Origin of the sequence: Sodalis sp. RH15 (genome assembly GCF_047324255.1) — a bacterium.
GTDB classification, from domain to species: domain Bacteria; phylum Pseudomonadota; class Gammaproteobacteria; order Enterobacterales; family Enterobacteriaceae; genus Acerihabitans; species Acerihabitans ligni.
In genome coordinates, this window is sequence record NZ_CP178738.1 from 5121579 (window position 1) to 5146748 (window position 25170).

Sequence of the window (25170 nt, forward strand, 5' to 3'; positions counted from 1 at the left end):
AATATCATGATCGCTTAATCGGCACAGGGGTGGCTGCTGCTGCAGAGATCAACGCCTTTATCGATACCCCATTTTTTGACGATTTTCGTCATGGCGCCGGAGGTATTCAACTCGTCTATGCCGGCCTGGACGGCCTGCCGCAGGGCGGTATTATTTTTAAGCGTGGCGATGACCCAGGTCTTGGCGGGTACCGGCATGTCCACGGTCTGGAATTTATTCGGCGCCTTGGACATATAGAAATTGATCACCACATTATCCCCCACCATGGCATCCGCCCGCCCCAGCAGCAAATCATGGAAAGCGGCGACATTGGTGCCCAGGGATACCAGGGTTATGCCGGGTTTGCCCTCTTTTACCAGCTGGTCGCTGAACTGTTTAACCACCGTTTCGTTGCGGCTGCCCAGCAAAGCGGCTACCCGCCGGCCGGAGAGATCTTCAAAGGTGTGGAATTTAAGCGGATTGCCCTTGGTCACCAGCAGTCCGGATTTTACCCGCCAGTAATCAATCAGCCCGTAGCGTTCGGCCCGCTCCGGGGTTTTACCCAGGCTCGCCATTACCAAATCGCATTTACCGGTATCCAGCGCGGCAAAAATACCGGAAAACTGATAATTATCGATATGCGTCTTAACCCCCATCAACGGGCCCAGCGCGTTCATGATATCCACCGCGACGCCGCTTGGGGTTTTACCATCCTCCGCCATTCCTTCAGCCGGCGGGTTTTCCAGGTCGGAACAAAAAGTCAGCTGCCCCTTGGCTTTGATGTCAGCCGGAGCGGTAACCGCTGAAAAGGCGAACTGCGATGCCATGGACAACGACATGCTCAACGCCGCACCGATAAACAATTGCTTTTTATTCACCCTATTCTCCCGCAGGTCTTGTTCGCATTAAGAACGATTGTTTTTTGAGAATGGCATCCGGGCTGTTAACACTTCCGTTACTCACTATCAGCAACATACAGCCAGCGTGCGCGGTCGTCAATATATGTATATACAAATAAGATAATTGTATGGTTGAATTGGACGTGAAAAACTATAATTTTTATCAACCAATTGATATATAACTAATATATTTATATTTTTATGAATATACCTATCCATTTATAACCGATATTCAGTGAATTGCCCGGCGATGGGCGGTACGGAGCGGGCAAGGAAGAGACCATGGGGTGTTAAGCGCAGCGGGGGGTGATAAAGGGAGTAGCCCTAAAAAGGAACTGGGGCGGCGGCAGGATGGCGGCGGTATCCGCCCGAGCCCGGCAGGGCGTTTTTCATGCCCGCGGACGGCGTCTTGGCAGCGACCTGCCGATGAAAAAGCCGTTGTTCGGGATGAGGTAAACGGCTATCAGGCCGGGTTCGGGCCGGGCCCGAAGCGCACCAGAAAGCGGTGCCGCTCGCCGGGATAGATGAGACGCACAAAGGTGATTAATTCACCCGACAGCCAGGTTCGGCGCGCAATGGAGATACAGGCGGTGCCGGGGGATACGGAGAGCTGCCTGGCCAGGACGTCATCGGCGGAAATGGCGCGCAAGGAGTGCTCCCCTTCCGACCAGGGGATATTGCTTAGCAGCCAGCTTCCCGGCGGAATATCGGTGAACTCCTCTTCCGCCGCTTCGGGCACCACCGCCAGGTTTATCTGGCGCGCTTCCAGGGCGAACGGCAGATTATCCGCGTAATGCATCACATCAATGCACAGCATGCGGGCATTAACCGGGATACCGATATGGGTGGCCTCCACCGCATCGGTGATGGTACGGATGCCGCGATACAGCAGCGTAAAGCTATACATTCCGTCGGTGGCCAGCACCTCGGCGCGGATATCCTGGATAGCCAGCAGCGGTTCTTCCACCCTGGGCATGGCCACAAACGAACCCTTCCTGCGCTTGCGGACAATCATCCCCGCCGCCACCAGCGTTGAAAGCGCCTTGTTTACCGTCATGCGCGAGCAGTTGTAAATCTCCATCAACGCCTGTTCGGTGGGTACACGATCGCCGGGATGCCACTCGTTACTCAGAATTTTATTTTTGATATCGCTCTGAATACTCTGATGAATCGGCAAGGGTTTGACCCGGACGCGTCTGATGGTTTCACTCTTGGACTCGGGTTCCGACAGCGAGGGCTTAGTGGTATTGGGTCTATTTTGGTCCATAACGTCCCTTTTTCAATAGCTTGTTCAATAACTTGCAAAATAATGATAAGCGATATCATACAGCCAAAACACACACCCATCCGCCAAGGCTTAACGCCGAACGGTTGCACGTAGCGCCGGACATGGCACCGGAAGATGATAAAACATCCTATCATCTTTAACCGCTGTTAGGCGGTGCCCGGCACAGGCTTTTCGCCGGGGCAGGCATTTCTTTTTCTTATTAATCCCCTGCCGTTAAAACTCGCCTACTTTATGTATATACAAAATTAGAACGCCGTTAGCGTCAGCGTAAAAGCCGCCGGTGGGAAAAATAATCCCCTGTTTTAACGCGTATTTATCATAGGATTATCCTATGCAGAAAGCCGTGATTTTCGTCTGTGCGGGCTTTACTTCCCCCCTTGATATTATATGGTATATACCAATCAATTAAAACCAGCTTTTCCCTTATCTTTCCTGCGGATTAAGGGAAACCGCGATTGACGGGTGAACGGGATGATAAGAATAGGGGTTGATATCGGCGGAACCTTCACCGATTTCGTCGTCTGGCGCAGCGGCGGGCAGCAGGAACACTGGCAATCCTTTAAGGTACCCTCCACCCCGCCGAATTTCGCCCGGGGTTTTCAGGACGGATTTGAAAAACTGCTGGCTGAACTGGCCATCGGGCCGCAAGAGCCCGTGGTGATAATGCACGGCACAACCGTCAGCACCAATGCGGTGATTGAACGCTCCCAGCCGCCGGTGGCCCTATTGGTTACCCAGGGATTTCGGGATATTTTGGAATTGCAGCGGCTGCGCCTGATTGATCCCACCAATCTGCTGGGCACGCGCAGGCTGCCGCTGATTGAACGCCACCAGGTCTTTGAAATAGGGGAACGCCTGGGGGCGGACGGCGCTATCGTTGAACCGCTGTCGGCGGATTCGGTGGCCCGGGCCGTTGAACAGGTGCGCGCCGCCGGCATGACGGGCATAGCCGTCGCCTTTATGAACAGTTACCAGAATCCCGCCCATGAACAGCAGACCCGCGCATTGATTAACCGGCTGGCGCCGGAGCTGGATGTTTGCCTGTCAAGTGATGTCTGGCCGCGTCCGGGAGAGTATGAACGGGCCATCAATGCGCTGCTGAACGTCTACGTTAAACCCTGCATGTCCTCCTATCTGCAGCAGATTGAATGCTATCTCGCCAGCCGCCTGCGGCACGTGCAGCTGTTTATCACCCGCTCCAACGGCGGCGCCATGTCGGCGCGGGAAGCGCGGGATTTCCCGGTGCATACCCTGCTTTCCGGCCCCGCCTCGGGGGTCACGGCGGCGCAGCTGATGGCCCGCGCCGCGCCGGAACGGCACTATCTCACCATGGATATGGGGGGCACCAGCACCGATATTTCCCTGATCCGCGAGGGCATGGCGGCGGTAGTGGATCAGACGGAAGTGGGCGAGTTTCCCCTTACCATGCCGGTGACCGGCATTGAAGCCATCGGGGCGGGAGGCGGTTCCATCGGCCGCTTTGACGGACCGGTATTCCGTATCGGCCCGATGAGCGCCGGCGCCTGGCCCGGACCCGCCTGCTTCGGCCGGGGAGGAAACCGGCCCACCGTCACCGATGCCTACCTGCTGTGCGGCTACCTGTCCGCCGATGCCTTTCTCGGCGGCGCCATGATCCTGGATCGGGACGCGGCCCATCAGGCGTTTATGCCCCTGGCCCAACGCATGGGGGAGACGGTGACCGGTGCGGCCAGCGCCGCGATTTCCATCGCCACCTCCAATATGGTGGCCAGCGTCTTGCCCTACCTGGCCCGCCACGGCGTTGACCCTCAGGATGTCACCCTGGTGACGTTCGGCGGCAACGGCGCTATCCACGGACCGCTGCTGGCGGCGGAAATCGGTATCCCCTCCCTTATCGTGCCCAATACCCCTTCGGTTTTTTGCGCCGTGGGCGGCGTGGTGGCGGAGCTGACCCACGACGTGGTGGCCATTGTGCAACAGGGGGCCATGGACACCACCCGGTTACGGCAGGTTTTCACCGCCTTGCAGGATGAGGCCGGCGCATGGCTGGCGCGGCAGACCGATGGGGCCAATATAGAGGCCATCGTGCTGGAATACTGGGCGGATCTGCGCTATCGCGGCCAATCATTTCAGATACCGGTGAAAATCGCCGCCGACGCGCCGGACCACATGACCACCGAGATGGTCGTTAGCGCCTTTCACGGCGAGCATCTGCGTTTGCATGCCCATGCCGATCCCCAGGGACGGGTGGAATTTATCGAACTACGGGTGCGTATCCGCGGCGCGCTGGCTACCCCCGGCAGCCATGCGCCGGCGGAGTTGAAATCCGTTGCCGCCCCGAGTCCCTGCGGCCACCGGCGGCTGCACATCGGCGCCGCGCATTTCGACCACTGCCCGGTCTATGCCAGGTCAGGCCTCGGCGTCGGCGCGAGCGTTTTTGGACCCTGTATCATCAGCCAGAGCGACGCGACAGTACTGGTTCCACAGCATTTCACCGCCCGGGTGCAGCCCGACGGCGCCCTTTTTATGATGCAGGAGCGTTGACCGTGGATCCCATACAAACCGTTATCATGAATAACCGCTTTAACGCCATCGTCGAAGAAGCGTCGGTCACGTTGTATCGCACCGCCCATACCACCTTCGTCAAGCTGGTGCAGGATTTCCAGTGCGCCCTGGCCACGCCTCAAGGGGAGGTGTTCGCCTACCCCAGCCATTCCGGCGTCAATGCCTTTATCGGCCTGTCGGTAGCCGGCGGACTGGCGGGCATCGGCCTGGAAAATCTGGAGCCGGGCGACTGCATCATTACCAACGATCCGTTCAGCACCGACGGCATGGTGACGCATATTATGGATGTCTCCATGGTTCGGCCGATTTTTTTCGGCAATGAACTTATCGCCCTGGCCTGGTCGTTTGTCCACGCCTCCGATATCGGCGGCGCGGTGCCGGGCAGCATTTCACCGGCCTTTACCGAGGTGTTCCAGGAAGGACTGCGGGTCAGGCCCACCAAGCTCTACAAGCGCGGCCAGCTGGATACGGCCATTCGCAACATTTTTATCGATAACAGCCGTATTGCCGATGAGCTGTGGGGGGATTTCCAGGCGATGATCTCAGCCCTCACCAGTATGGATAACCGGCTGAATCAATTATGCCGGCGCTACGGCATCCAGCAGGTGCGGGCGGGGATGGATGCTTCCCTGGCCCTGTCCGAGGTGAAGACCCGCGAGGTCATTCGCCGCATTCCCAACGGGGACTACCCCTTTGCGGATTATATCGAAGGCATGACGGAAGGGGATTTTATTCATATCAACGCCGTGATGCGCGTCAGCGACGAACACATTGTGTTCGACTTCAGCGGCACAGACCCGCAGGTGGCGGCGGCCTTTAATTATGTCACCGGCGCCCGCGCCCATCCTTATACCCTGCAGGCGTTTATCTATTACATTTTGACCCTGGAACCGGAAGCGCCGCGTAACTCCGGCCTGCTGCGGGCGCTGGAGGTCATCGCCCCGCGCGGGACCATCATCAATGCCGAATTTCCGGCGGCGGGCGGTTCCCGCGTCACCACCAGCACCCGGGTCTACGACGTGATTCTGGGCTGCCTGAACGCCGCGCTGCCGGACGGGCTGACCGCCGCCGGCCCCGGCATGTCGGGGGTGATTGTCGTCTCCGCCAAAGATCCCCGCGGCGACGGCAACCGTGTCAGCGTCATCAATCCCCTGTGCGGCGGCGGCGGCGGACGCTTCGGCATCGACGGCACCGACGGCGTGGATTCCCGCTCCGGCTATCTGCGCACCGTGCCCGCCGAAATTATCGAAGCCGAAACGGTAATACGGGTCAAACGCTATGCCCTGGTTACCGACAGCCAGGCCCCCGGCCGCTGGCAGAGCGGCGCCGCCATTGCCCTGGAGCTGGAAAATACCGGGCCGGAGGCGGTAATGACGGTGCGGGGCATGAATCGCTTTTATTTTCGTCCTTGGGGCGCCCGCGGCGGCCAGTGCGGCCATTTGGGATCGGTGGTGCTCAATCCCGGTACCGACGATGAACGCAACCTGGGCAAGATCGATGTCTTGAAGATGAAACGCCATGACGTGGTGCGTCTCACCTCCCCCGCCGGCGGCGGCTTCGGCGATCCGTTCCTGCGCGACCCGGCGCTTATTGCCCGCGATGTGCGCCGCGGGCTGGTGACGCCCTTCAATGCCAGGAGCAGCTACGGCGTTGCGGTGGATGACGAGGGCCGCGTTGACGACGCCGCCACCCATCGGCTGCGGGCCGGCCATATCCCCGATCAAAGCCGGGTGACGCTGGGCAGCGCCCGGGATCAGCTGGATGTTGTCTGGCCGCGGGAAATCCGCGGGGCGCTGGCGGCCGGTCTGTTGCAGCAGGAGCGGAACGTTCGCCAGCCGCTGCGCCTGGCGGTGATCAAGCGCCTGACGGCGGAGAACCGGCCGGTGACGCTGCCGCTGATGAACCGGGTTATTGACGAAGAGTTGCAGTATCTAAAGATGCATTGAATGAATAGGGCTCTGCCCGCATCCCCGGGCCAGCGGTTATAAAAAATGGTTTTTTATAGCCTTATAGTGATGTTTTCTCTTGTTGGAGACCAGACATGCGTCATCTGCTTAGGCAAATCTTGTTAGCGCCCGTGGGTAAATCCGGCATGCATACATTAAGAATGCGGGGCTGGCTTTTCGCCTTGATGATGTTCAACGCCGTGCCGGCAAGCGCACTGGCGGATACGGTAAATATCGCCCTATCCGCCGGGCTGACCACTCTCGATCCCCAGCAGGCCACCGTGGTGCAGACGGATCTGAGCGTCATCAGCCATATCTATACCCCCCTGGTGGTGCGCAATGCCGACCTGAGCATTATCGGCGTGGCGGCTACGTCGTGGAAAGCGATGGACGATCGGACCTGGGATATCAAGCTGCGCCCCGGCATCCTGTTTACCAACGGCAAACCTCTGGATGCGGCGGTGGTGAAATGGAATTTTGACCATTTGCTCGATCCCAACCATAAAACCCGGGTGAAGGAGTGGTACAGCCTGATTGACCATGTGGACGTCGTGGCCCCCGACGAAGTGAAAATTGTCACCAGCGCGCCCTTTCCGGGACTGATTGCCCAGCTCAGCATGTTTTTCCTGATGGAGCCCACCTGGACCGCCGCCCACGATCCCGGCCGCGAAGCCATGGGCAGCGGACCGTACCAGCTGGCGCAGTACGTGCCGGGGGAGCGGGTGGTGCTGACGCCCAATCCGCATTATTTCGGCCCGAAAGCCGCCCACGACCAGGTGATTTTCCGCATGATCAGCGAACCGGCGGTGCGGGTTTCGGCGCTGCTGTCCGGCGAGCTTGACCTGGCGCTGGATATTCCGCCCACCGACATCGACCGGATCAATAAAAGCAGTGTGGCCCATGCTGGCTGGGGTGAAAGCAGCCGCGCCATGATAATCAAGCTCAACAGCCTGAAAAAGCCCTTCGCCGATAACCTGAAATTGCGCCAGGCGATGAATTACGCCATCGACCGCCAGGGGATTATCGATGCCATCTATAACGGCCACGGGGCCATGAGCAAGGGCCAGCTATTGTCCCCCATGTACTTCGGCTACAACGATAAGCTGCAGCCCTATCCTTACGACCCGGACAAAGCCCGGCAGCTCATTGCCCAATCGGGCCTGCCGCAGCCCATCTCGTTTGAACTGCAGGTTCCGCTGGGACGCTATTTGCTGAGCCAGGAAATCGGCCAGATCATCGCCGCCCAATTGCAGGACGTGGGGCTGGATGTGAAAATCAAGGAGATGGAATACGCCAACTGGTCCAATGCCTATACTCGCGGCGATATGGGCCAGGCCTCCTTCCTGGGCCAGGCCTGGCCGACCCTGGATGCCGACGGTCTGCTGGGGCTCTATCTGCCCACCGATCCCGGCGCGTACTGGAAAGACCCGGCATTTGCCGATTTGGTGCTGAAAGCCCGTTCAACGGTGGATAAGCAAAAGCGCATCGTCTATTACCAGCAGGCGACGGAGCGGATGCGCGATCAGGCCCCGGTGGTGTTTTTGTTCAACCAGCCCCTGACCTACGCCACGTCTAATAAATTCAGTTGGAAAGTCCGGGGCGATGACTGGGTCCGCGTCGATGATTTAGTGGCAAAATAACAGGCGACCCGCGTGGCTAAATATATTCTGTCCAGAGTAGTGGAAGTGCTGATTGCCCTGTTCGGCCTGGTGACCATCATCTTTCTGGTATCGCGCATGCTGGGGGATCCGGTATCGCTGCTGCTGCCCCAGGGCGCCAGCGCCGCCGACCTCCAGGCCATGCGGGAGCAGTTGGGGTTGCAGCGCCCGCTGCTGGATCAATATCTCGGTTTCCTGCGCCATGTGCTGTCGGGGGATCTGGGCACCTCCTTTTTTTATCAGCGCCCGGCGCTGCAGGTGGTGCTGGAACGCATGCCGGCCACCCTGGCGCTGACGGCGCTCTCCGCCCTGTTCGGCCTGGCGATAGGCTGCCTGGCCGGCCTGGCGGCGGCCCTGTACCGCAACTCCGTCTGGGAATTTCTGGTGCTCACCCTGGCCATGCTGGGGCAGGCCACTCCGGCGTTCTGGCTGGCCATTATGCTGATCCTGCTGTTTTCAGTCCACCTGGGCTGGCTGCCCACCGGCGGCACCGGCAGCGCGCTGCATCTGGTGATGCCCACCGCCGTCATGTCGATTTTCATCGCCGCCAATATCGCCCGCCTGTTTCGATCCAGCCTGCTGGAGGTCATGGGCGAGGACTATGTGCGCACCGCCTGGGCCAAGGGCCTGCCGCCGCGAACGGTTATCAGCTGGCATATGGCGCGCAACGCCGTCCTGCCGGTGGTGACCATGAGCGGGCTGCTGGTGGGGGAGATGCTGGGGGGATCGGTGGTGGTGGAAACCATTTTTTCCTGGCCGGGGGTGGGCCGGCTTATCGTCGAGGCGGTGGCTAACCGGGATTTCCCGTTGATCCAGGCGGGGGTGGCGGTGGTGTCCGGCCTGTTTTTACTGGTGAGCCTGGCGGTGGACCTGCTGTACAGCCTGCTGGATCCGCGCGTGAGGCAATCCCCATGATCAGGGCTGACGGCTTGCGAAGCCTGGGCCGCAGCCTGGCGGCCAGCAAAATCGGCCTGATTGGCTGGGTGGTGCTGCTCCTGCTGCTGCTGGGGGCATTGAGCACGTATCTGCTGCCCCTGCCCGACCCGGTGCACGGCAATCTTTTACAGCGGTTAAAGCCGCCCTCCTATCGGTTTTTCACGCTGTCGTCCCATCCCCTGGGCACCGATCAACTGGGACGGGATATGTTCAGCCGCCTGCTGTTCGGCAGCCGGGTATCCATTACCGTGGGCTGCGCCGCGGTGCTGATGGGCGGGGTGGTGGGCGTGCTGGTGGGCATGATCTCCGGCTATGCCGGCGGTATCACCGATCGGGTATTGATGCGTTTAGTGGATATGCAGCTTTCCATCCCGCTGATTTTGCTGGCGCTGATGGTTATCGCCGCCGCCGGGCCCAGCCTGGGCAATCTGATTATCGTGCTGGCGCTTACCAGTTGGATCCGCTACGCCCGCCTGGTGCGCGGCCAGGTATTGGCCCTGCGGCGCCAGGAGTTTGTCCTGTCGGCCACCGCCGTGGGAGCGGGACCCTGGCATATCCTGCGCTATTATCTGCTGCCGAATGTTCTCACCCCGATCCTGGTTATCGCCACGCTGGAGTTTTCCCGGGTTATCTTGCTGGAAGCCAGTTTAAGCTTTCTGGGGCTGGGCGTTCAGCCGCCCTGGCCGAGCTGGGGCAGAATGCTGGCGGAAGGGCGCACCTATATCGCCACCGCCTGGTGGGTCACCACCTTTCCGGGGCTGGCTATCGTATTAACGGTGATGAGCGCCAACTTTGTCGGTGACTGGCTGCGCGATTTTTTTGATCCCAAACTGCATTCCACCGGAGAATGAAGCCTATGCCGCCGCTGCTGGAAGTGCGTAATCTCACCGTTGAGGTACCCGCCAAACGGGGACGGCCCCCGGTGCGTATCATCGAAGATATCAGCTATGATCTGGACTACCATCAGACTCTGGGCATCGTGGGAGAGAGCGGCAGCGGTAAAAGCATGCAGGCCCTGGCTATGCTGGGACTGCTGCCCCTGCGCAAGGGCGGGCGGATTCAGGGGGAAGTGCTGTTCCAGGGCAAAGACCTGTTGACCCTGTCCCCTAAAGCGCTCAGGGAGATCCGCGGCGGCCAGATAGGCATGATCTTCCAGGAGCCGATGACCTCCCTCAATCCGGTGCTGACCATTGGCCGCCAGCTGGCGGAACCCCTGGTGCATCATATGGGCATGAGCTACGGCAAGGCGCGCCGGCATGCCGTCGACCTTTTGGGGCTGGTGGGCATTCCCGATGCCGCTGAACGGATCAGGCAGTACCCGTTCCAGTTTTCCGGCGGCATGCGCCAGCGCGCCATGATCGCCATGGCCATTGCCTGCAAGCCGAAGCTGCTGATCGGCGACGAACCCACCACCGCCCTTGATGTCACCATCCAGGCGCAGATTATCCAGTTGATTCGGGATCTGCGCGACGAGATGCGGATGTCCATTATCTGGATCACCCATGATATGGGGGTGGTGGCCGCCATGGCGGACCGGGTACAGGTGCTGTACGCCGGTAAAATCATGGAAACGGGGCCGGTGGAACAGGTTTTCGGCCAGCCCTATAGCGCCTATACCTGGGCACTGCTGCAATCCCTGCCCAAACGCGGCCAGCGCCCCAGGGAACCGCTGTTTCAAATCGCCGGGCAACCCATCAACCCGGCCCTGCGGCCGCCGGGTGATCCCTTTGCGCCGCGCAATCCCTTCGCCACCCCGCGCTGCCATCTGGAAATGCCGCCGCTGCGACCGGTGTCCGACGTAGCGCCGCAGCACCGGGTGGCCGCCTGGTACGATCTGCCCCGCTGTCTGGAACAACAACAGGAAAATAACCCATGAACCATGCCCCGCCGCCCGCTACGGCAATAGAAAGGCAGGCTACGAGCCACGCCCCATCGCCCCCGGCCCGGCCGCCGCTATTGCAGGTTGAGGGCTTAAGCAAAGAGTATCCGGTCAATAGTCCGTGGTTCGGCCGGCGCGGGGTGTTCACCGCGGTGGGGGGCGTGAGCTTTTCCCTGGCGAAAGGAGAAACCCTGGGATTGGTGGGCGAATCCGGATCGGGGAAAAGCACCGTGGCGCGCTGCCTGATGCAGCTGGAACGACCCACCGGCGGCCGGGTTCTGCTTGAGGGACAGGATCTGGCGCAGCTCGGCCAAAGCGAGCTGCGGCCGCTGCGCAGAGTTATGCAGATCATCTTTCAAGACCCTTACTCCGCCCTCAACCCCCGCATGACCGCCGGCCGGTTTGTGGCGGACCCTATTATTATCCACGAGGGAAGACAGCCCCGACAGGCTTTAGAGCAGCGGGTAGAGGCGCTGTTCGCCAAGGTGGGGCTGGACAACAGCCATATCCATCGATATCCCCATGAATTTTCCGGCGGCCAGCGCCAGCGCATCTGTATCGCCCGGGCGCTGGCGCTGTCGCCCCGGTTAATCGTGGCGGATGAGCCGATTACCGCCCTGGATGTCTCCATTCAGGCGCAAATAATCAACCTGCTGCAGCAGTTGCAGGATGAACAGGGACTCTCTTACCTGTTTATTTCCCACGATCTGGGCATGGTCCGCCATATCTGCCATCGGGTCGCGGTGATGCTGCGCGGCATGATTGTGGAAACCGGTTCCGTGGAGGACATTTTCAACGACCCGCGCCATCTCTATACCCAGGCTCTGCTTAGCGCCACCCTGGAAGCCGATCCGGCCCTGGAGCGCAGTAAAAAGCGGACGTTTTATAGCCCAACCCCCGCCGGAAGGTTGACCGCCGGCTATATGCGCGAAGTATCGCCGGGACATTTTGTCCGGGAAGAGCTGTAAGGCGAGGTAAAACAGCCCCGGTTCCTAATGCCGGTTGTCGTTTCAAACCACAAATGTATATACATAAAATTATATTGTATATACAATAATCCTGTCATGATTATGACGCCCCTTTTTACGGCGGCGTAGCCGTTAGGTTGTTTTTTGACGACAGGAGTAAGTGGTATGAGTTATACGAGCCTTGGCGATGTGATTAACGACATCCACAGCCATACCGGGCTAATCGCCCATGATGAACCCGCCGAGATCCACGCCTTTCGCACCGGCACGCTGGACAATCAGGCGGGAAGCTACGGTCAGTATTTCGGCACCTGGGATATCGCGGCCGGCATGATGCGCGATTACTCCATGTATACCTATTATCCGCTGCTGCAGATCGTTGAAAATCCGGCTATCGATCTGTCCCAGTTCGCCTTTATCCTCGACAGCTTCGATCACCCCTACAGCAACTATCTGCGCTACAGCGGTTTTCCGAAAATGGGCAAGCTGGCCTTCGCCATGCGGGAGTGGCTGCCGCAGGCCGAGTCGCGCCGGCAGGCGGTTGAAGCCATCAGGGCATTTTGTATATACACCAACAAAATGGCCGCCTGGTCTTTCCACTACTTTCCCTGGCGCCTGGGTAAAGAGTTTACCTATAGCCAGCCCGAAGCGGCCGTCTCTTCCCTCGCCGACCCGGCGCTGCGGGTAAAAATCAACCAGGGCCGCAAGATTCGCCTCACCTGGCAGCCGCTGGGCATCACCGTGGACGCCTATCTGGCGGTGAATGAAAACCCGGAGCTGTGCCAGGATGTGATCAACGCCCTGCCCTTTACCATTTTGCAGGATCACGCCGTGGTCACCGGCGAGTCCATGTATGCCTGGTGCCCGCTGGTATCCACCGCCCCAATCCATGTGCGGGAAAGAATCTGCGATGCCCCGAAAGGGCGGCTGCGTTTTTCCCAGTCCACCGGACAAAAATTCATCGTCCAGTACGGCCCCACCACCGAGGATTTGGCCCAGCCGGTATTGGGGGAAGTGGTGCCGGAACATACCGATCGTCTCGACGCGGTGGGTATCGAGGTCTGGAAAAGCACCTTTGAAACCAAAACCCCTATCTGGCTGCGGGTAGAACTGGCCTGACCGTATTATCTATCCCTAAATAGGGATAGCGGTAATCCACTCCACAGGAATGACAGCATGATTATCTTAAAACCCGGCAAGGTGACCTTGCCGGAGCTGGAGCAAATTTACCGCTCCGACGTGGGCGTCCGCCTCGATCCGGCCATGGAAGGGGCAATACAGCACAGCGCGGCGCGGGTGGCGCAGATTGTGGCGGGGGATGCGGCGGTCTACGGCATCAATACCGGGTTCGGCAAGCTGGCGTCGGTGCGCATTCCCGCCGAAGACGTGGCCACCTTGCAGCGCAACCTGATTTTATCCCACTGCTGCGGCGTGGGGGAAGCGCTGGCCAGGCCGGTGGTGCGCCTGATCATGGCCCTTAAGCTTATATCCCTGGGACGGGGCGCCTCCGGGGTGCGCTATGACATTATTCGTCTTATCGAAGGGATGCTGGCCTGCGACGTCATACCGGTGATTCCCGGCCAGGGCTCGGTGGGCGCCTCGGGAGATTTGGCGCCCCTGGCGCACATGGTGGCGGTGATGATAGGCGAAGGCGAGGCGGTGATGCTCGGACAAAGAATGCCCGCCCGGCAGGCGCTGCAGCTGGCGGGGCTGAAACCGGTGGTGCTGGCGGCCAAAGAGGGCCTGGCGCTGATCAACGGCACGCAGGTTTCCACCGCCCTGGCCCTGGCCGGACTGTTCGGCGCTCATCGGGCGTTGCAAACCACGCTCATCTCCGGCGCCCTCACCACCGACGCCATCATGGGCTCCACCGCCCCGCTGCATGATGAAATCCATCAACTGCGCGGGCACCGGGGACAGATAGACACCGCCCGAAGCCTCAGCCGTTTGCTGGCAACGTCAGAAATACGCCAAAGCCATTTGGAAAACGACCCGCGCGTGCAGGATCCCTATTGCATCCGCTGCCAGCCGCAGGTGGCCGGCGCCGCCCTTGATTTGATCCGCCAGGTGGCGGCCACGCTATGCACCGAAGCCAACGCCGTCACCGACAATCCGCTGCTGCTGTCCGATAATACCGTGGTGTCCGGGGGAAATTTCCATGCCGAGCCGGTGGCGTTCGCGGCGGATATCCTGGCCCTGGCCATTGCCGAGATAGGCTCCATCGCCCAGCGGCGCATTGCCCTGATGGTGGATCCCGCCTTGAGCTTCGGCCTGCCGGCATTTCTGGTGGCCGCTCCCGGGCTTAACTCCGGCATGATGATCGCCGAAGTGACCTCAGCCGCCCTGATGAGCGAAAACAAGCAAATGACCCATCCCGCCTCGGTGGACTCCACACCCACCTCCGCCAACCAGGAGGATCATGTCTCCATGGCCTGCCACGGCGCGCGCCGCCTGCTCAAAATGCTTGATAACCTCAATGCTATCTTAGGGATTGAAATCATGGCCGCCACCCAGGGCATTGAATTCCGCGCGCCCCTCGCCACCAGCCCTGAGCTGCTCAAGGTAACGCGGCAGGTGAGAAAACAGGTAGCCCCGCTGACCACCGATCGCTACATGGCGACGGATATCGCCAATGCCGCGCAGATGGTGGCCTCCGGCGCCATCATCGGCGCCCTGGGCAGCGACGGATTGTTACCGCCGCTGATGTGAGCGGACTGATGCAGGGTATCCATGTCTCGTCATAACCGGCATCCGCCGGTTTTTCTGCCTAAAAAACATACCCCCGCTAATAAATGGCAAATGCATCTTGAAACACACATGTCTCCATGTTGCGACGCCATAACATTGACCTAATTTATTCTATTGATAATTAATCACATTCTCATTTCATACCACTAATAAAGTCATGTGGCTTAATACCTCTTAGCGCATGCCTTACGTTATCTCCATATTTCCAGACACGCCTGGAGTTAATGTGCCAATAACGACGTAAACGCCGCATTCCGTTTAACGTCGCCAGCCCCTTTTGCGTTGGTAGCGCTGTAAGGGGCGTTTTCATTATCGCACTCGGCAACCGGCTGCTTATGGCAAAAAAACAACTACTCCTACACCACGCGGCAAATGCCGTTTCGCAGCGTTATAGATATGCATTCATCTGTAATAGATGTGCGCTCACGGCCGGGGGTAACCCATTACACATTGATGAAATGTTTCGCCGCCATAAGGAACCTTCGCGAACCTTACGGCTTTTTTAAGCGAACGCTGACAGGAATTTACCGGAGCGGTCGCTCTCGTTTCTTTTGATGAACGGTATGAAATTCATTATGCGCCAGAGATTTCTTTACACCAGTTTGATTCTGCTGCTCGCCGGTTGCCACCAGGACACATCATCCCCCCAAGCAACCCAACCCACGGCAGTGGGAGTGGTGACGCTACAGACCCAGCCCATCACATTATTCACCCAACTTCCCGGCCGGACCACGGCGGTAAGAACCGCCGAGGTCCGGCCGCAGGTGAACGGCGTTATTCAAAAACGACTGTTTATCGAGGGCGGCGAGGTGAAAGCGGGCCAGCCGCTGTACCAGATCGATCCCGCCAGCTATCAGGCTGCCTACGATAAAGCGCAGGCCACCTATACCAATGCCTCACTGCTGGCGAAACGCTACCAGCCGCTGGCCGCCGCGCACGCCATCAGCCAGCAAAGCTATGCGGACGCGGTGGCCAGCGCCAACGAAGCAAAAGCCGATTTGGAGACCGCCCGGGTCAATCTCGACTATACGCAGGTGCGCGCGCCCATTTCCGGCCATATCGGCCGCTCTCTTTCCACCGAGGGGGCATTGGTTACCAACGGACAAACCAATTACCTCACTACCATTGCCCAACTCGATCCCATCTATGTGGATGTGAGCGAATCGTCCCAGGATATGCTGCGCCTGCGCCGAGCGCTGGCCAGCGGCATGTTGCAAAAAACCGGCGATAACGCCGCCGCGGTAACGCTGACCCTTGAAGACGGATCGCCTTATCCCCAGCAGGGACGGCTGGAATTTTCGGAAGTGACGGTGGATGAAGCCACCGGCAGCGTCACGATGCGCGCGTCCTTCCCCAATCCCCATAACGAATTGCTGCCGGGCATGTTTGTCCATGCCAGCTTCCCGCGCGGGATACAGGAACAGGGCATTCTGGTGCCGCAGGAAGCCATCATGCATGACAACAAAGGCCAGCCTTACGTTTACCTGGTGCAAAAGGATAACACCATTGCCCAGGCCGATATCGCCACCGGTCAGATGATCAACGACAAATGGCTGGTGAATAAGGGACTGAACGCCGGCGAAAGCGTGGTGGTCAGCGGGCTGCAGCAGATTCACGTCGGCAGCAGGGTGAAGGCGGTATCGTCAGGTTCGGACGATGTGCCCGGCAAGAACGGCGTTACCCTTTCCATGACCGACGCCTCGGCGCAATAGGAGGCGATATGTCAAAATTCTTTATCGACCGCCCGATTTTCGCTTGGGTAATCGCCATTATCGTGATGCTGGTAGGCGCTATCGCGGTACTGAATCTGCCTATCAGCCAATATCCCACCATTGCAGCGCCGGCTATCTCGATTACCGTCACCTATCCGGGCGCCAGCGCGGAAACGACGCAGAATACCGTGGTGCAGGTTATCGAACAGCAGTTGAACGGCCTCGATAACTTGCGCTACATCGAATCCCAAAGCAGCGACGACGGCAGCGCGCAGATTATCGTGACGTTCAATCAGGGTACCAATCCCGATATCGCCCAGGTCCAGGTGCAGGATCGGGTGTCGCTGGCGGAAGCGCAGCTGCCTGCAGCGGTCACCGATCAGGGACTGCGGATCCGCAAATACCAATCCAACTTCATGATGGTGGTCAGTCTGATTTCCAAAGACGGGAAATTGAGCAACAGCGATCTGGCGGACCTGCTGGTGTCCAAGCTTGAAGACCCTATTTCCCGCACCAAAGGCGTCGGCGACTTCCAGGTGATGGGGGCGGAATATGCCATGCGCATCTGGCTGGACCCGGATAAACTCTACAAATATCAGCTGATACCCAGCGATATCACCACCGCGCTCAATGAACAGAACGTCCAGGTGTCATCCGGCTCCCTTAGCGGATTGCCCACCATCCCCGGAGCAAAAACCACCGCCACTATTTTGGGCAAGTCCCGTTTTACCACGGTAGCCCAGTTCGAAAACGTCCTGTTGAAGGTCAACACGGACGGTTCCCAGGTACGCCTGAAAGACGTGGCGAAAGTGGCGCTGGGGCCGCAAAGCTATAATGTCGACTCCACCTATAACGGCATGCCTTCCGCCGGTATCGCGCTGCTGCTCTCCAGCGGAGCGAATGAGCTGGATACCGCCAACGCGGTGCGCCAGACGGTGGCGGGCGTGAAGGATTCGTTGCCGGGCAACGTGGAGGTAGTGTATGCCTATGACACCTCGCCGGTGGTCAGCGCATCTATCGAAGAAGTGGTGAAAACGCTGTTGGAGGCCATTGTGCTGGTCTTCCTGGTGATGCTGGTCTTCTTGCAGAACCTGAGGGCGACCCTGGTCACCACCCTGGTGGTTCCCGTGGTACTGCTGGGCACCTTCGGTATACTTGCCGCCTTCGGCTATAGCATCAACACATTGACAATGTTCGGCATGGTGCTGGCCATCGGCCTGCTGGTAGACGATGCCATCGTGGTGGTGGAAAACGTCGAGCGCGTCATGGCTGAGGACGGCTTGCCTCCCAAAGAGGCTACCATCAAATCCATGCGCCAGATCCAGGGCGCGCTGTTCGGGATAGCGCTGGTGCTCTCGGCGGTATTGCTTCCCATGGCCTTCTTCAGCGGTTCAACGGGCGTCATATACCGACAGTTCTCCATTGCCATTGTTTCGGCCATGGCCTTATCGGTACTGATGGCGTTGATTTTCACCCCGGCGCTGTGCGCCACCGTTCTCAAAAGCACGTCGGCGCAGCATAAAACCACCGGCATGGCCGGCTGGTTCAACCGAAAATTCGATTCCGGCACCCGGCACTATGTTAATGGCGTCGGCAAGGTCATCTCACGCCGCGGTCTGTTTTTGCTGCTTTATCTGGTATTGGTCGTCCTCACCGGTTTTCTCTTTGAGCACGTGCCCACCACATTCCTGCCCAACGAGGATCAGGGGGTAATGACGCTGCAAGTGACGTTGCCCCCCAACGCTTCGGCACAGCGCACCCAGAAAGTCATCAATGACATCAATGAATGGCTGCACAAGAACGAGGCGGCAACGGTCAATTCCGTCTTTGCCGCCAACGGCTTTAGCTTCGGCGCCCGCGGGCAAAGCACCGCCATGGCGTTCGTCCGGCTAAAAGACTGGAGCCTGCGTCCCGACGGCAATCAGAGCGTGCAGAGCCTGGCCCAGCGGACCATGGCGCATTTCGCCGGCTATAAAAACGCCAAGATTTACGCCCTGGTGCCGCCTGCGGTAATGGAGCTGGGCAATGCCACCGGTTTCGACTTCTATTTGCAGGACACACTAAACAAGGGCCATGACGCGCTGATGGCGGCTCAAAGCCAATTTTTACAGTTGGCTGCAAAGGATAAGCGATTAGCCGCGGTGCGCGCCAACGGCATGGCGGATGAACCGCAATATCAACTGAACATCGATGACGAACGCGCCAGCGCATTGGGCCTCAATCTGGAGAATATCAACGATACCCTCTCCGTGGCCTGGGGGTCGAGCTACGTCAATCAGTTTATGTTCAACGGCCGCGTCAAGGAGGTGTATCTGCAGGGCAACGCCGGCTCCAGGGTGACGCCGGAAGATCTTAATAAATGGTATTTCCGTAATGCCAGCGGAACCATGGTGCCCTTCTCCGCCTTCGGCAGCGGTAAATGGGTCTTCGGTTCGCCGCGCTATGAACGTTTCAACGGTCTTTCCGCCATGGAAATCATGGGCTCGCCGGCCAGCGGCTACAGCACCGGCGACGCGGTGAAAGCGGTTTACGACATCATGGCCAAACTGCCTCAGGGATTCAAACCGCAATGGCACGGCGTCTCCTATGAAGAGCAAACATCGGGTTCACAGACGCCGGCGCTCTATAGCATATCGATTCTGGTGGTGTTCCTCTGCCTGGCGGCGCTGTACGAAAGCTGGTCAATTCCGCTTTCCGTGATTCTGGTGGTGCCGCTAGGCGTACTGGGCACCATCGCGGCGGTGCTTTTACGCGGGCTGGAAAACGATGTCTTCTTCCAGGTAGGTTTGCTGACCACCGTCGGGCTGGCGGCGAAAAACGCCATCCTGATTGTCGAATTCGCCAAGGAACTGCAAGAGCGGGAGGGTAAAGACCTGATGGATGCGGTGATTACCGCGGCCCGTATGCGCATACGACCCATCATCATGACCTCCATGGCCTTTGTGCTCGGCGTGCTGCCGCTCACCATGTCCCGCGGCGCCGGCGCGGGCAGCCAGCACTCCATCGGAACCGCGGTGGTGGGCGGCATGATAACAGCCACCTTCCTCGCCATTTTCTTTGTGCCGATGTTTTACGTTGTGGTGGCCCAGCGTTTTTCCGGCAAGAAGGCCGCTAAACCTGTTTATGAAGAGAAAGTTCATAATGATAATTGAATCCTTCCGGTCGGCTGTGCTGCCGCTGGCTCTGGCCGCCGTACTGCTGAACGGCTGCTCATTGGAACCGAAATACCAGCGCCCGGCCTTGCCCGTCGCCAATCATTACGATTACGGCGCCGCCGCCACGCCGGGCGACGGCGCCGATTTGCCGTGGCAAACGTTTTTCACCGACCCGAGCCTGCGCCGGCTGATAAGCCTATCCTTGCAAAATAACCGCGATCTGCGGGTGGCGGCGCTTAACGTCGAAGTGGCCCGCTCCCAGGTGCAGATTGATCGCGCGGCGCTGTTGCCAAGCGTCAATTTGTCCGCCGGCGAAACCGCCGAACATATTCCCGGCGGCCTGTATAATACCGCCAGCACAGGGCCAATCACTTATCACGAGTTCAATACCAGTCTCGCAGTGACCTCCTGGGAGCTTGATTTCTTCGGCCGCCTGCGCAGCCTGCGCGATCAGGCGCTGGAGCAATACCTCTCCCTGGACGCCACCCGGCGCGCTACCCGGATAAGCCTTATCTCCCAAGTGGCATCGGGCTATCTGTCGCTGTGCGCCGATAACGATCTGCTGAAGCTGGCGCAAGACACCGCCAAAAGCCAGCAGGCGTCCTATGACCTCACCAAACGGGGCTATGACGGAGGCGTTTACAGCGACCAGGATCTGGCGCAGGCGGAAACCTCCGTGCGCAGCGCCCAGGCGGATGTGGCCACCTATACGCGCCAGGTACGTCAGGATGTCAACGCGCTGCGGCTGCTGGCGGGCACCGATCTTCCCGCCAGTCTGCTGTCCAATGCGGGATTGAACAAAGATTGGCATTTCCCGGCCACCCCCGCCGGGCTGCCTTCCGATCTGCTGGCCCGCCGGCCGGATATTATTGCCGCGGAGCATACTCTTAAAGCATCCAACGCCAATATCGGCGCGGCGCGCGCGGCCTTCTTCCCGAGCATTACCCTGACGGCGGCCGGCGGATCCACCAGCAGCACCCTGAGCAGTCTGCTCAACGGCGGTACCGGGGCATGGTCATTTATGCCCTCCGTTAACCTGCCCATTTTCGACGGCGGCGTAAACAAAGCGAATTTGGCCATTGCTAAAGCGCAGAATCGCATCGAAATCGCCGATTATGAGAAGGCGATTCAAACGGCCTTCAAAGAGGTGGGGGATGCGCTGGCGGGACAGGATACCTACCGTGATGAACTGCAGGCGCGGGAACAAGATACCGCGGCCAACCAGCGCTATTTCGGTTATGCCAAAATGCGCTTTCAAACCGGCGTCGACAGCTATCTTAATGTGCTGGTGGCTCAGCGTTCGCTTTATACAGCGCAACAGGCTCTTATCACCACGCACCTCGGCCAGTTGAATCAGCAAATCACGCTGTACGAAACCCTCGGCGGCGGGTGGCAATCCTGATAAGACCGGATAAGGCCCTGGGCCTGTTGCTCCAACACGTTCCGAGCGCATTTCCCAGCGGCCTGAAGTTCTTGGCGCCTTGATTTACATGTGGATAAACCGCGTCAAGGTTAATTCAAGGTTCGATAGTGTTTGGCCTGCCAGGCGGAAAACTGCGCGGGTCGTAACCGGTATCGGGCTATTGACCCCTCGTGCAGCTGCCGCAGCTCTTCTATCACCAGCGCTTTCACCACGGCCTGTTCCTCCGGCTTCACTTCGGCGGCGACCATTGCCTCGATCAGTTCGATGGCGTCTTGATCCGCCGCCGCCACCACCTGATAAACCATACCCTTAACGATGAGGCGATAACGCAGCCTCAGCGGATCGGGCTCGCTTAATTCCTGCCTCAACGACCGGTATTCCTCCACGGAACGTTCATAGGCCCACAGATAAAGATCCCGCAGCAATTCGACCCGGGTCATTTCATACACCCCCAATATCGAACGGCAGTAGGCTTGTTCCGGCACACCCAAAAACGCCAGCGGGCACAAATTGGCCCGCAGCAGCGGCAGATTGGCCGCCAGGCGGGAGGTACGTTTATTGACGTCGGCGAAAGGCTGCAGGTAGGGCAGATGGACCATTATAAAAAAAGACTGTTCGAAAGGATCGGTTATGGCCCGCGCCTTGATCAACAGTGAATCCAATACTTCACTGATGTGCGCCTCTCCTATAAGCGGCCGGTAGACACTTTTGCCGATGCCCACCGCGTGCTGGCGGATACGCCCGCCTTCGATGAATTTGGGTAACAGGTTTTCGGAAAGTATACTGTGTAAATTCAGCAGGGTATAGCGGTTGAAATCGGCCTCCTTGACACTCTCCAGCAGGAATTCGATGGCGGCTTTATGATTGAGGATCATCTGGGTTTCCATCACCGTTTTGCCGCTGGCGGCTTGGCCATGCTCAATAAGCTTAACGGTGTCCAGACGGCTGTAGGTATTCCCTTCCAGATGACTGGATGCCCAGGACAAATCAATCATCAAACGGCTTAATATTCCCCGGCCATAGGTGCCTGCGATCTTGGAAGCCTGCTCCATATCCCCCATCCGCCAAAGCTGGTTTCTGATGGGTTCGGGCAGGTAAAAAGTCACATTGGGTTCATAGGCATCGAGAAAATCACGCTGGTACCCCACGGGTATCCTGACGTGCACCGGCCGCTCAATATATCCGAGAATATCCTTACTGTCCTCGGACAGGGGAATCTTCGGGGGGTCGGTATCGCGATCTTCGTCGGAAAAAAGCCAGTACCGGGGATAGTCGTCACGCAGAATCAGCCCATGGGCCGCAGAGTGATTAAGGTCGACCACATAGTGCCGTCCCCGCCCCTCCCCCCGCGCCCGCACTTTGCCATCAGCGACAAGCTGCTTCAGCCAGCGCTGAAGGGTCCGTCGCGCAATGGCCGGATGTTCCGCCGACAAATCGGCCACCGTCAGAGGCTGGAATGTGTTGAAGATCGTCTGATAGACGTTATTTATTGAGTTCACAGGGGTAACCGAGAGCAACGGGAGGATGGCGCGATTATGGCGTGATGGATAATTTTGCGCCATAAACGCTCCATAAACGCGCCATGGACATGACGCCATTGACCTCATAGCGCCTTATTGCGCCACGTTAAACCATGCCTGCGGCGCGATGGGGAGCGCCGTTCCCCGCGCCCCCGCACCAATACTCTTCTCAGGCGTACACTCCGCGGTTCTTCTCGATAAAAGCCTGAACAGTAAGTGCCGGGGCGCCGGTGATTGTTTCTACGTTATCATTGGTGCCGGCAAAAATGCCCGCTTGGTAGTTTCGCGCCACTTCGGTGAGATGCTGAACGAGAAAGGGCGGGAAATGGTAAACCTGTTCCATTTTTTGCCTAAAGGCATCAATGGAGGCCGGAGCATAGTCGATTTTCACCCCCAGCACCTCACTCATGGCGGCGGCAATTTCCGTATGGTTCATTTCGACGGGACCGTGCAGGGTATAGATTTTGCCCTCGTGGCCGGCGGGGTCGGCAAGAATGTGCGCGATAACCCGCCCCTGATCCTCCGCGCTGACAGGCGCATGACGCCCGTCGCCAAAGGGGAATTCGATTTTTTTCCTGGCCTGTATCTCCTTGGCGAAGTGATCATAGACCAGCCAGTCGGCAAAAAAGGTCGGGCGCAGATGCGTCGTCGCTACCCCCGACCAGTCAAAGACCCGCTCGGAAATCCAGTGATCCTGCGCGGCATGGCTTGCGGATTCCCGCCGCGCCGATATTTGCGACATATTGACGATGGCGGTTACGCCGGCTTCCTTGGCCGCCTGCGCAAAAAAAGCGGCGGCGCTGATAATGCCCGGCGCTATGGGATAGAGGAAGTAAGCGGCGTCGATACCCTCCATCGCGGCGCGTATAGCGTCAATGTTGGTGAAATCACCCAAGGCGATCTCCACCCCGCGTTTGCGCAACGCCGCGGCCTTTTCGCTATCCGATCGCACATAAGCCCGTACGCGTTTACCCATGTTCAACAGTTGTTCAATGGCCGCGCCGCCGGTACGTCCGGTTGCGCCGCTTACCAGAATGTTTGCCTTAGTCATTTTCATCACCTTTGCCAAGCGCGAACCGGCCGCGAAACACGTCTGCCGCGGGCGGTTTTTGCCGTTGATCAGCCCGCCATAGCGGCGAAGAATTGTTCCAAGCCCTTGGGATTACCGCCCCACAGCACGGAAAGCTGTTTTGAGGTAGGATCGGGATAGATATCTTCCTGGTCGGCAATAATGCCCTTGACGATATCTTCAGCCGCGTACGCGGGGGAGGCCTTGTCCAACGGCAGGTTTTTCGCCATGTCGGTATCGAGGGGGCCGGGGAAAACGCCGATGACCCGGATGTTCTTGGACTTCAATGCCGTTCGCGCCGCCTGCGTGGCTGAGAACAGCGCCGCTTTCGATGCCGAATAGCCCTCAATGCCCGGCACCGACGCCAGGCCGACCACGCTGACGACGTTGGCGATTACGCCGCCGCGCTTTTCCATCAGGGGCGCAAAGGCCTGCATCATGCGAACGGTGCCATAGTAGTTTACGTCCATGTCCGCCGACAGCTCTGCGGTTGTGGCCGTGAGAATAGAGGTGTAGTTCATAATGCCGGCATTGTTCAGCACAATATCCACCGCGCCTATCTGCCGGGCGGCGGCGGACACGTCGTCGGGCTTGGTGATATCAAGCTGTACGGGAATCACTCGCGCATCGTTGAAATCAGGCAGGGACGAAAGAGTGCGTACGCCCGCATACACCTTGCCGATGCCGTATTTCAGGAATGCGCGCACGATTTCGGCGCCGATGCCGCGATTGGCGCCGGTGATCAATACTGATTTTTCTTGGATATTCATCGTCATGATCCTTAGGTTGGTTACAGCGGTGATTATTCAATGCACCAGCATTGACTTGACATGGGCGCATGCTCTCGCCATAGTTACTTGCATGATGATAGTATATGCGAAACTATCATCATGCAAGTGACTTTTAATACCTGTGGTTTTTTTAACCGGGAGCAAGTATGAAACATAAGAGTTTTGACGAGCTGGTGTGCCCCATCGCCCGCAGCCTTGATCAGGTGGGGGAGTGGTGGAGCATCCTGATTCTGCGCGAAGCTTTTTATGGGGCCAGGAAATTCGATGAGTTTCAAAAAGGCGTGGAAGGCATTGCGCCGAATACGCTGACGCGCCGCCTTAAAGAACTGGTGGGCTCCGGTCTTCTTGAACGCCGCCGCTACAGTGAACGTCCGGAGCGCTATGAATATATCCTGACGCAGTGCGGTCGCGATTTTTATCCGGTCTTGTGGGCATTATTGGATTGGGGCAATAAATATTTCGCCCCGGAGGGGGACATTGTCCAACTGGAAAATCTCAAAACCAAAAAATTGGCGGCGCCTTTCCTGGCCGACAGAAATACCGGCGAGGAAATATCACCGGTGAATTACCAGATTGTCGCCGGTCCCGGCGCCACCGACGCCGTCCGCGGTAAAATCGCCGCATCCCGGCAAAACCTGGATTAAGCGCTCAAACA

Annotated in this window: 18 protein-coding genes; 13 read left to right on the forward strand and 5 right to left on the reverse strand. The window is 58.7% G+C overall.

Going from position 1 to position 25170, the window contains the following annotated elements:
- Nucleotides 1-14: 14 nt before the first annotated feature.
- Nucleotides 15-857, reverse strand: a complete 843-nt coding sequence (locus tag ACL2XO_RS23260; RefSeq protein ID WP_203523979.1) for an ABC transporter substrate-binding protein — start codon at nucleotides 855-857, stop codon at nucleotides 15-17.
- Nucleotides 858-1341: 484 nt separating this feature from the next.
- Entirely contained in the window at nucleotides 1342-2145 is an 804-nt protein-coding gene (hutC, locus tag ACL2XO_RS23265) for a histidine utilization repressor (protein WP_413725555.1), read from the reverse strand.
- A gap of 492 nt (nucleotides 2146-2637) precedes the next feature.
- On the opposite strand from hutC, the gene ACL2XO_RS23270 reads away from it, so the two are divergent.
- From ACL2XO_RS23270 to ACL2XO_RS23325, 12 genes are all read left to right on the forward strand, one after another.
- Nucleotides 2638-4689 carry a hydantoinase/oxoprolinase family protein gene (locus ACL2XO_RS23270; RefSeq protein ID WP_413741594.1) on the forward strand — a complete coding sequence of 684 codons (2052 nt, stop codon included), beginning with the start codon at nucleotides 2638-2640 and terminating at the stop codon, nucleotides 4687-4689.
- A gap of 2 nt (nucleotides 4690-4691) precedes the next feature.
- Entirely contained in the window at nucleotides 4692-6656 is a 1965-nt protein-coding gene (locus tag ACL2XO_RS23275) for a hydantoinase B/oxoprolinase family protein (protein ID WP_132925665.1), read from the forward strand.
- A 146-nt stretch (nucleotides 6657-6802) separates the two neighbouring features.
- A complete protein-coding gene (locus ACL2XO_RS23280) occupies nucleotides 6803-8296 on the forward strand; it encodes an ABC transporter substrate-binding protein (protein ID WP_413741595.1) in 1494 nt (497 codons plus the stop codon).
- A gap of 12 nt (nucleotides 8297-8308) precedes the next feature.
- Nucleotides 8309-9229, forward strand: a complete 921-nt coding sequence (locus ACL2XO_RS23285) for an ABC transporter permease (protein ID WP_413725559.1) — start codon at nucleotides 8309-8311, stop codon at nucleotides 9227-9229.
- Nucleotides 9226-10101 (forward strand): ABC transporter permease, encoded by an 876-nt coding sequence (locus ACL2XO_RS23290; RefSeq protein ID WP_413725560.1) that lies wholly within the window; start codon nucleotides 9226-9228, stop codon nucleotides 10099-10101. Before ACL2XO_RS23285 ends, ACL2XO_RS23290 begins: the two co-directional genes overlap by 4 nt.
- Nucleotides 10098-11126: an ABC transporter ATP-binding protein gene (locus ACL2XO_RS23295; protein ID WP_413741596.1), complete on the forward strand. Its 1029-nt coding sequence runs from the start codon at nucleotides 10098-10100 to the stop codon at nucleotides 11124-11126. Before ACL2XO_RS23290 ends, ACL2XO_RS23295 begins: the two co-directional genes overlap by 4 nt.
- On the forward strand, nucleotides 11123-12097 hold the full coding sequence (locus tag ACL2XO_RS23300; RefSeq protein ID WP_413741597.1) for an ABC transporter ATP-binding protein: 975 nt from the start codon (nucleotides 11123-11125) through the stop codon (nucleotides 12095-12097). Before ACL2XO_RS23295 ends, ACL2XO_RS23300 begins: the two co-directional genes overlap by 4 nt.
- A 165-nt stretch (nucleotides 12098-12262) precedes the next feature.
- Nucleotides 12263-13216 carry a hypothetical protein gene (locus tag ACL2XO_RS23305; protein WP_413741598.1) on the forward strand — a complete coding sequence of 318 codons (954 nt, stop codon included), beginning with the start codon at nucleotides 12263-12265 and terminating at the stop codon, nucleotides 13214-13216.
- A gap of 57 nt (nucleotides 13217-13273) precedes the next feature.
- Nucleotides 13274-14806 (forward strand): histidine ammonia-lyase, encoded by a 1533-nt coding sequence (hutH, locus tag ACL2XO_RS23310; protein ID WP_132925653.1) that lies wholly within the window; start codon nucleotides 13274-13276, stop codon nucleotides 14804-14806.
- Between the two features lie 614 nt (nucleotides 14807-15420).
- A complete protein-coding gene (locus ACL2XO_RS23315; RefSeq protein WP_413726840.1) occupies nucleotides 15421-16557 on the forward strand; it encodes an efflux RND transporter periplasmic adaptor subunit in 1137 nt (378 codons plus the stop codon).
- 8 nt (nucleotides 16558-16565) lie between these two features.
- Nucleotides 16566-19709, forward strand: coding sequence for an efflux RND transporter permease subunit (locus ACL2XO_RS23320; RefSeq protein WP_413741599.1), 3144 nt, complete (start codon nucleotides 16566-16568; stop codon nucleotides 19707-19709).
- A complete protein-coding gene (locus ACL2XO_RS23325) occupies nucleotides 19699-21114 on the forward strand; it encodes an efflux transporter outer membrane subunit (protein WP_413741600.1) in 1416 nt (471 codons plus the stop codon). Before ACL2XO_RS23320 ends, ACL2XO_RS23325 begins: the two co-directional genes overlap by 11 nt.
- A 110-nt stretch (nucleotides 21115-21224) precedes the next feature.
- On the opposite strand, the gene ACL2XO_RS23330 is transcribed toward ACL2XO_RS23325, so the two are convergent.
- From ACL2XO_RS23330 to ACL2XO_RS23340, 3 genes are all read right to left on the reverse strand, one after another.
- Nucleotides 21225-22697: a Fic family protein gene (locus ACL2XO_RS23330; RefSeq protein WP_413725566.1), complete on the reverse strand. Its 1473-nt coding sequence runs from the start codon at nucleotides 22695-22697 to the stop codon at nucleotides 21225-21227.
- A 127-nt stretch (nucleotides 22698-22824) separates the two neighbouring features.
- Nucleotides 22825-23706: an NmrA family NAD(P)-binding protein gene (locus tag ACL2XO_RS23335; protein WP_413741601.1), complete on the reverse strand. Its 882-nt coding sequence runs from the start codon at nucleotides 23704-23706 to the stop codon at nucleotides 22825-22827.
- Between the two features lie 68 nt (nucleotides 23707-23774).
- Nucleotides 23775-24494 carry an SDR family oxidoreductase gene (locus tag ACL2XO_RS23340; protein WP_413741602.1) on the reverse strand — a complete coding sequence of 240 codons (720 nt, stop codon included), beginning with the start codon at nucleotides 24492-24494 and terminating at the stop codon, nucleotides 23775-23777.
- A 167-nt stretch (nucleotides 24495-24661) separates the two neighbouring features.
- Between ACL2XO_RS23340 and ACL2XO_RS23345 the strand changes: the two genes are divergently transcribed.
- Nucleotides 24662-25159 carry a winged helix-turn-helix transcriptional regulator gene (locus ACL2XO_RS23345; RefSeq protein ID WP_413741603.1) on the forward strand — a complete coding sequence of 166 codons (498 nt, stop codon included), beginning with the start codon at nucleotides 24662-24664 and terminating at the stop codon, nucleotides 25157-25159.
- The last annotated feature ends 11 nt before the right edge of the window (nucleotides 25160-25170 follow it).